Origin of the sequence: Haloarcula sp. CBA1131, from assembly GCF_008728975.1 — an archaeon.
GTDB lineage: Archaea > Halobacteriota > Halobacteria > Halobacteriales > Haloarculaceae > Haloarcula > Haloarcula hispanica.
This window is the reverse complement of the sequence record NZ_RPCY01000004.1, coordinates 769,920-778,205: the sequence shown is the minus strand read 5'-3', so window position 1 is coordinate 778,205 and position 8,286 is coordinate 769,920. Positions and strand designations below refer to the sequence as shown.

5 protein-coding genes are annotated in these 8,286 nt (G+C 60.2%); all 5 read left to right on the top strand.

Going from position 1 to position 8,286, the window contains the following annotated elements; translation table 11 throughout:
• The coding region (locus tag Har1131_RS21495) for a 2-phosphosulfolactate phosphatase (RefSeq protein WP_151148467.1) at positions 1-588 on the top strand (588 nt) is incomplete at its 5' end.
• Positions 588-1,376 (top strand): PHP domain-containing protein, encoded by a 789-nt coding sequence (locus Har1131_RS21490; protein WP_151148290.1) that lies wholly within the window; start codon positions 588-590, stop codon positions 1,374-1,376. The genes Har1131_RS21495 and Har1131_RS21490, both read left to right, overlap by 1 nt.
• Positions 1,377-1,737: 361 nt before the next feature.
• Entirely contained in the window at positions 1,738-2,232 is a 495-nt protein-coding gene (locus Har1131_RS21485) for a DUF3592 domain-containing protein (protein ID WP_014030962.1), read from the top strand.
• Positions 2,233-2,364: 132 nt separating this feature from the next.
• Positions 2,365-3,417 (top strand): hypothetical protein, encoded by a 1,053-nt coding sequence (locus Har1131_RS21480; protein WP_014030963.1) that lies wholly within the window; start codon positions 2,365-2,367, stop codon positions 3,415-3,417.
• Between the two features lie 686 nt (positions 3,418-4,103).
• A complete protein-coding gene (locus Har1131_RS21475) occupies positions 4,104-8,285 on the top strand; it encodes a hypothetical protein (RefSeq protein ID WP_151148465.1) in 4,182 nt (1,393 codons plus the stop codon).
• The last annotated feature ends 1 nt before the right edge of the window (position 8,286 follow it).

Below are 8,286 nucleotides of genomic sequence, written 5' to 3'. Positions count from 1 at the left end.
GAGTACATCTACATTACCGAGGAACGGGGGAACGAACCAGCATTCAAGGCTGAACATCCAGACGCGAAAATCGGCGGGAGTTCCGGCCCGGACTATCGGGGCGAGGAGGGATACGACTTCTTTAATTCACCGAGCTTCGTTCAGGATATTGACGTCGCCGGTCGGCCGACTGCGATGACCTCGACCAACGGTGGGAACGCGGTCACGGATATCCGCTTAGCAGGCGGTGACGACGTCGATATCTACGTTGGTGGGTTGACTAACGGGAAAGCGGTCGCCGACTATCTCGCAGACAGCGACCGCAAGACGTATTTCGTTGCTGCCGGCTCGAGAGGGAAACCCTCGCCTGAGGACCTCGTTGGCGCGCTGTATATTGCTCGGCAACTGCACGGGAAGCCACTGACACCGGAGCAACGCGATATCTATCGGGAAGTCGTTCAGTTCGGGAAGGGGCCGAAGTACGAGGAGAAACCACAGATCAAGCGTACGGACCTCTACGAGTACACACTCGCGTTCGACAGCCGTGACGTCGTTCCGAAACTGGACGGGCAACGACTCTATGACGTGAGTGGCGAGACCGAGATCTGATGCGGACCGATATCCACACGCACACCACGTACTCGGATGGGTCGGATCTCGACGCAATGATTACCGCGGCCGAACAGGCTGGCTTGTCTGCACTCGGGCTGACTGATCACTGTATCGTCACTGAAGACGACTTCGGGCGACGTGCGAGATACGACCTCGTCGAAACGTATCAACAGCGCCGGGAGGACATTCGTGCTGCCAGAGACACGACTGCCCTCCAACTGTACGATGCTGCCGAAGTAAGCTACGTCGAAGGCACCGAGTCGCGTATTGCGTCGTTTCTCGACACCGCCGACTTCGCATACACTATCGGGAGCGTCCACTTCGCCGACCAGTACGACTACACCAGTAGGACACAATACGTTACTGCGTCTGCAACGCAACGCCGGCGGGCCGTCGAGCGGTACTACGATGCGGTCGTTGCGCTCATCGAATCTGAACTCTTCGACGTAGTCGGGCACCTCGACCTCCCAGAACGCATTCCAACGTTGCGACGGCACACAACTCGAGCGGATTACGACCGGGTCGCACGAGCGCTTGTTGACTCCGAGACAGTGCCTGAGGTAAACGCCGGCCGCGTCCATCGCTCGCTCGGCCGGGTACATCCCGACCCAGCGATGCTAGATCTGTTTACCGAGTATGGAATCCAGTTCGTCCTCGGATCGGACAGCCACACGCCTGCAGAACTCTCGCAGCGAGTCCCCGAACTACGAACACTGACTGAAACACTAAACCGGTCACCTGTTGCTGCTGTACTACGCGACAATCAACAGTACCGTGATTTTTGAGCAACCTATAGTAGCCATTGAAAATCAATGCACACCTGATCGCACGACGGCAGTGCGGTCAGTGTGTAATTCGTTTCAATTGTTACTATAGCGACTGTTCGAATGCTGTGAACACAGCGAATATCTCACTGCGGTAGTGGCTATATAGGTTTTAGTGGCCAGCCCTTATGATGATATCTTGTGTATTCCGCCCTCCAGGAGTACCATCGTACACTCCCACGACATAGCGCCCGAACTGTGGCTATGACCTGCTTGCCCCGTCACATTCATCTGAATAAACAGTTCAGTCCTCAATTACTTGAGCTTCTCAAAGACACTTGGCTGTCGTTAGCCATCAAATTTTCCGGAGGAGACTGGTAGCATGGCCAACGATTCAGGGCTTCGTGTTACTGGTCCAGATACTCTGGGTGGCGCAGTACTGTATCTCGTTGTCGGTATCGCTATCGCTAGCTACGGGGGATTCGATTACGTTCAGCAGACTGAAGCAGTTCGAAACTCGGTTGAAGTGGACGCGAACATTACGGAACTCGGTATCGAAACGGATAGCGGAACAGCGTCAAATCCGGGCGTAAAGTACGAACCGAACGTCGAATTTGAATACACCTATAATGGAACGACATACACCGGGACAAAACTATACCCAGCGAATATTGAGCGGAACTATGAGAGACGGTCAGCAGCCGAATCAGCGATCGAATCCTACGAACAGGGGACACAGACAACTGCATACGTGTCTCCAGACGAGCCAGGAGATGCGTTTTTGAAAAACAAAACGTCGAACGCACCGATCATCGCTATTGGACTTGGCGGATTATTCACCCTCTTTGCAGCCTTCTCTGCCGTGAAGAAGCTCTGAGTCCCCTTCCGTTGTTCGGCTGTCCGTGTCGTTACTGGACATCATGTGTGATTTGCCCGAATACGTTTAACTAAACACGACGGTTCTATTCGCGCACAGCTTAAAGTGTAAATAGGACTATATTTAACCAGTATGGTGGAAGAGTCCGGCCCGAAAGGAAAAGAGGAGGGTCAGTCGGCAGCACAGTCGACGTTCACGCTAAATCGGCGGACGCTACTTCAGTCGACCCTTGTTGGAAGTGCGATATTGGGGGGAGTCGGTCTGGCCACACCAGTTGCCAGACAGGTGCAGTCCGACGAGAAGGGTTCTGGAGATAGCAACAATCGCTCAGCGGGCTTTCCGCCGAGTGGCATCACTGAGTATGGACGGAAAGTCACCCTCGGAAACGGGGAGGTGCGAACATTTACGAGTGAAACACCGTCAGGAGAGCCGAGGTATCACGGGGTCGAGTTCGACCACACGGCACTCGAAGGGCTTCCAAGCGAGACAGAGATAAGTGAGGTAAACGATCCTGTAGAGACTGATAAGTATCGATTTAGTGGACAAGCGGCAACGATCCATTTCAAACAGTCACTCCAGTTCTTTGTGCCGTTCCCAGATGCGGCTGGCACGCCGTTTACCTTCTTAGGACTCAACTGGAATCCGGACGGCCATTTCGGTGGCAAAGGAGCGTGGGAGAAGCCACACTTCGATATCCACTTTCACATGCGTGACCCTGCAACAGTGGATAACGTCGAGGGGCCTCAGCTTCCGCCGTACGATATCAAAACAGCGGACGGAATCGAGACAAACTTCGACTTCGCTCAACTTCCAGAAGGGTATGCGCGATCACCTCCGCCCGTCGCTGACGAGCGGTATATCACAGACATGGGTGAACACGTAGCTCCCAACGATGCGCCTGAACTCCCAAGTGGCCCCGACGACCGAGGTGATCCTACTAGCTTCAGCAACACACTCATTCAAGGGTTTCTCGGTGACACAGAGGGGTCACAGCTGGCGTTCGTTGAACCGATGCTCACCCGAGAGTTCCTGAGCGATTTCCGAGACAGCAAAACGTATGATGTCCCACAACCGGCCGAATATCCACACGACCAGCAGCACCCACACGAGTACAGTGTCCGGGATATCCCGTCGCAAAACAAGACCGTAGTCGCTATTCAGAGTTTCAAACAGGTATCTGACTGAGCAGCAGGATCGTCTTAGTTGAGCGCACTCGCTCAAATTGAATTCTCCACGCAATGCGGCTCATTGCGCTACTCAGTTCGACGGAATACGGAAATACGGTGGCCACGAGGCGCACCGTTATATTATCACTATCTGATAATTCGTTAAATAACTATTCTGTATGCAACACGTCCCCTCGGCAACCGTCGATGGGATTCCGTGACTGAACACGCGACGCTCACAAACATAGAGTTGAACTTTCAGTATAGTAGCCATTGGAAATCAATGCACAGCTGGTCGCATGGCGGCAATGCGATCAGTGTGTAACTCGTTTCAATTGTTACTATAGAACCACTACAGCGAGTGTTCCTCCCACTGGAAGAGCGAATCGCTCTCGTTTCGTCGGGCGACCGAGTCCTCCCACAGGCAAGATTAGAGTTGAGCGTGGGGTGATTGAGAATGCGCAGCCCTGATAACGGCGCAGACAAGCGACCCGAAGCAGAGCCGACAGGGACGGTCTGCCAACGACGAAGACACCGGGGGCTAATCGTCGGGTGATGTCGGGGGAGTGGTGGCTGGATCGGCTTCGGGGATATCTGTCCCAACAGCAAACAGTTATATTCTCCAGCAAGCGTACTGAACAGATATACTCGGCAGGGTCTGCCATCCAGACGCGGTCGTCGGCGGGGTCGGTCGTGGGGAATTACATGGAAGGAACGGTTCGAGAAGTCACGCCTAGCGAATTGTGCGACGCGGTCGACCCGTGTGAGGTTACACTCGTCCTCGGGGCACCCAGTGTCGGAAAGTCACATCACCTGCGGCGGGTCGGTCCATCCGTCGAGCGGCTCGCAGAAACAACAGCTATCGACGACGACGAACTCGTGGTCGTCGACGATTTTGTCTCGGCGGTTTTGCACCTCGGTGACGACCGGGACAGGCTGAATGTCCTGTTCGATCGTTCCGGGGGTGCAGTAATCGTGACGCGGCCACGGAGCCTCGACTGGCTCTGCCGACACGGTCACCTCGCGCCCGTTGCGTTCCACGACCGAGTCGATTCCGTGCTCGTGGTTCGGACGCCCCCCGCAGAGAGCCACGATGCAATCACCGAAATCCGCGAACTCACCAGCCAGCGACGTCCACCAGAACTGGGTGACGGGGAGCGCACGTCCCTCGTCGAACGCGTCACCTATCCAGGCTATGACTTCGAGGACGAGCGGCTTCAGCAACAGATCGGGACCGTCGAGGAGACAGTCACGCCCGCAGCCTTCCTCTCGCTCTCGCAGTATGGGTCCGAAACGGTTCTGGCCGGTCCCGATGTCAGGGCGGTGGTTACCGACCGCGACATCACGGTCGAACCGTTTGACGAGGGCGCCCTCGACCTCATCGCGTCCCTTTATTCCTGTGCCGTGGATGGCAGTTGTAGCTCGGTCGAAATGTCGCCTGCGGTCGCCACCGCACTCGCTCTCGTCGCGAGGTCGCTGGCTGATGACGACACGGAGTGGCTCGAACCGTTCGTTCGACATCGGCCGCTGGCCGGGGCTGCCGAAGCCCTCGAAATCGCCGTCGATCTCCCGCCGGGGACGGTCGAGCGGCTTCGGGTGTTCGGGTCCGAACCGATGCGAGCGAGGATCAGTCAGCGCCTGACGGCTCAGTCCGAAACGGAGACAGCCATCGCCGACGCGAGTGCCCCAATCGATGCAGCTCTGACAGCCATGCGAGCAATCGGGTCGTCGCTGGACGCCGCCGCGATGGAGCCCGACGAGTACGGAACCGATCCCCTCGTCGGTTCCTGGCACTGGAACGGACTAACAGCGTTAGACGCGGCTGCGGCGGACCGAGAGTTCCCGAACTCGGACAAGAACTCTGCAGCCGACGGGGACGTTGCTGGGGTCGGCGTCGACGAGGTCGTCGACGCACTCGATGGCGGGCTCGTGCTCCTCTCGGGACCGAAAGCCAGCGGGAAGCGACGGCTCACAGCGAGCGTTGCGACGGCACTTACGATGCGGGGAGCGACGGTCAGACTCTCCGATCTCCGTCAGCCAAACCACAGCAGGGTGGGAATCGACGCCACGCCCAACGCAGTCGTAGTCGCGACGTACGGGGCCGAGCCAGCACGAATCGTGAGCGACGCTGGCGTTCGGGCGCTCGCTGACTGGGTCGAGGCAGGGGTCTGTTCCGGTGCAGTGCTGCTCTGTGATAACGACCGACGGGAGCATCTGGACGCCCTCGCCGACCGGACTGGCTGTGACGACGTCGAGGCCTGGTGCGACCGTATCGAGTTCGACCTTGGAGACGCTGACCTGACGGCCGATCGGACGCCAGAGGCGGTCGCCGAGGATCTGCTGTCCGCGCTGGAGTGGCCCGAAAATCGAACTCCTTCCCGTCGGTCACTCGCGGTCGATTCGGTCGCGGGCCAGAGTACGCTGGCAGCGATCGCTGGCATGCCCGACAGTGCTCTCGATGCGGCCTTCGCCGGGCAGGTCGTTGCCGAGGCCGTCGCTGTCGTCGCACGGACCGCCCAGCCGAGCGCCGCACGGGAGTGGCTGCTCTTGGTCGACAACCTCGTCGGAGACGTCGCAGGGAACCGCTGTGACACGGACGCGGCGATCAGGTACCGGGGAACGGTCGCGGGCACTGCTATGGCGACTGTGGCGAGCGAGCACCCGACAGCCGACGCGTGGGTCGAGGCCATTGCAGTTCGTGCGCTGGCACTGACCAACGAGACCGCGACTCCCCACGGTCGGGACTCGGTCGGTGGCGACGTCGAACCTATCGTGACCGCCGTCACGACGGCCCTGTCGACGCTTGCCCGACCAGAAGCCGGAGGAGAGCCGAATCAGGGGGCACTCGCGACGGTCGACCATCTGCTCCACGAGATGGTGGACGGGAACGCCATCGATCCCGAACCCGGCCTGTATCCGCTCTGTCGGATCTACGGGAAGACTGTCGGACGGCTCGTAGAACGAGCCGAGGAGTCGGCGAGTGCCGAGGCGGTGCTCGCACCGGTGATCGCGCTCGTCGACCAGACAGCGTCCGAGTACGAGGACGGTCACGCGTCCGTCCTCCTCGGCAACGTGTTCGGATCGATGCTCGGGGCCCTCGGGAGTGTGGAGATGCCGACCGACGACCTCCCCGTCTGGATTGACGCGGTCGACGCTGCTGCGAGAGACGTGGCCACGTCGCTCCAGCACGACGAGAACCGGGCCGAGCTGTTACACGTCGCGTCCGTGAGCGCAATCGGCTTCTGGGTGTTCGACCACAACTGTCCGGCGGACCGATTCGAGCCGTGGCTGGTGGCGACCGGCGAACAACTCTGTCGGAGCACGGCCGAGTCGTCGTTCGTCGATCACCCCGAATCCTTCGTGGTCGACACGTACAGCTGGGCAATCTGGCACGTCGTTCACTACCGCGACCTCGACCGTGCCGAGCGACTGTTCGAGAAGTGTCACCGGCTGGTCGATACGATCGCTGACTCGGAGGTCCCCGACGACGAGTGGGAGTGCCGTGCGTCACTCCACGCCGGCGCGCTCGCGACCCTAGCCATCGTGGAACAGGGAGACGTGGCCAAGTCGGGCCCCTACGGCAAAGGAGCCCTCAGACTCCCGAATTCGCCAGGGTTCGCGGACTGGATCGACCGCTACGACGCGACCGTGACCCGCGGAGTAGCGGGCGATGCACCGACAGCAGTGGTCGAGCCGTACCTTCGGGCGGTCTACCGTGGGGCGCTCTCGACGCAGGTCCGGGGATACGACACCGAGCCTGACGACGGGATTTCGCCACACAGCGAGAGTATGTGGTTCGACAGCCTGACAGAGCGCATTGAGGACCTGGCAGCCACGGGTGACTTAGTCTCGGATCCGGTCGCGTTCCTGCGTTCGGTCTACGGCGACGCAGCTACAGGGTGGGCCGCAGAGGGCGAGGCGAACCTGGCCGGAGAGTGGCTTGGGTCGCTCGTCCGGGCGTTCCGCGGAGCGCGAGAAGGGATCGAGGGACCGAGCAAGACGGAGTGGTTCGACGCGTTCGCGGAAGCGGACGCGGCCGTTCTTCTGGCAGTGCTGACTCGGACTGACGCCGGCGGGCGAACGCACGATCGCCTGGTGGAGTCGGTACTCTCCCAGATCGAAACCACTGCAACGGCGACGGAGTACCCACTGCATCCCGTACACTACGTCGCTTCGGTCTTCGGGACCGCACTGGCGCTGGCAGTCGAGGCCGACCCTGCGGAAGTTCGCTTCGGCGTGACCGAAGTCGTCGCCGCCGAACAGCGAACTGACTTCGCGTGGGTCGGGATGGCGCGGGCGAGCATCCTCGAACGGGTGTATGCGGCGGCTCTCGCCGAAGTCGGTCGGACGAATGCCGACCACGACAACACCGAGGCGTGGCTGGCCGTCTGCTCGGAGCGGATGGAAGCAACTGCGACGCGGGAACTCCCCGACGATCCCGCCGGTTTCGTTGCGGGAGTCTACACCCGGGCGTACGTCGACGCAGTCGAAGCCGAGACGCCAGCGTGGCGTCGGCGTCTCGATGCCGCCCTCCGGGCGTTCGCCTTGGAGAGCCACGTCGAGGACCCGGCGACGTTTCTCGAAGGAGTCTACGCCGACGTCGTAGTCGCGGGAACGACGCAGAGCCAACTAGCCGCCGAGGTCGAGGCGTGTGTCGAGGCCGTGTCTCAGTCCGTCGAGCGTGCGAGTGAGGAGAACGTATTCCGGGCCGACGATGCCGTGGTACGAACCTTCTCGCGGGCCGTCGACAGGCTCCCGACGGGTAATCCCCGAGCACAGGCAGACTGTACCCACTTGCTCGGTCGGGCACTCCGGGCGACCGGGGGCGAGACCCTCGAAGCGGCCGTCTTCGGCGGCGACCGTCCAACCGGGGACTACTCGGAGTGAC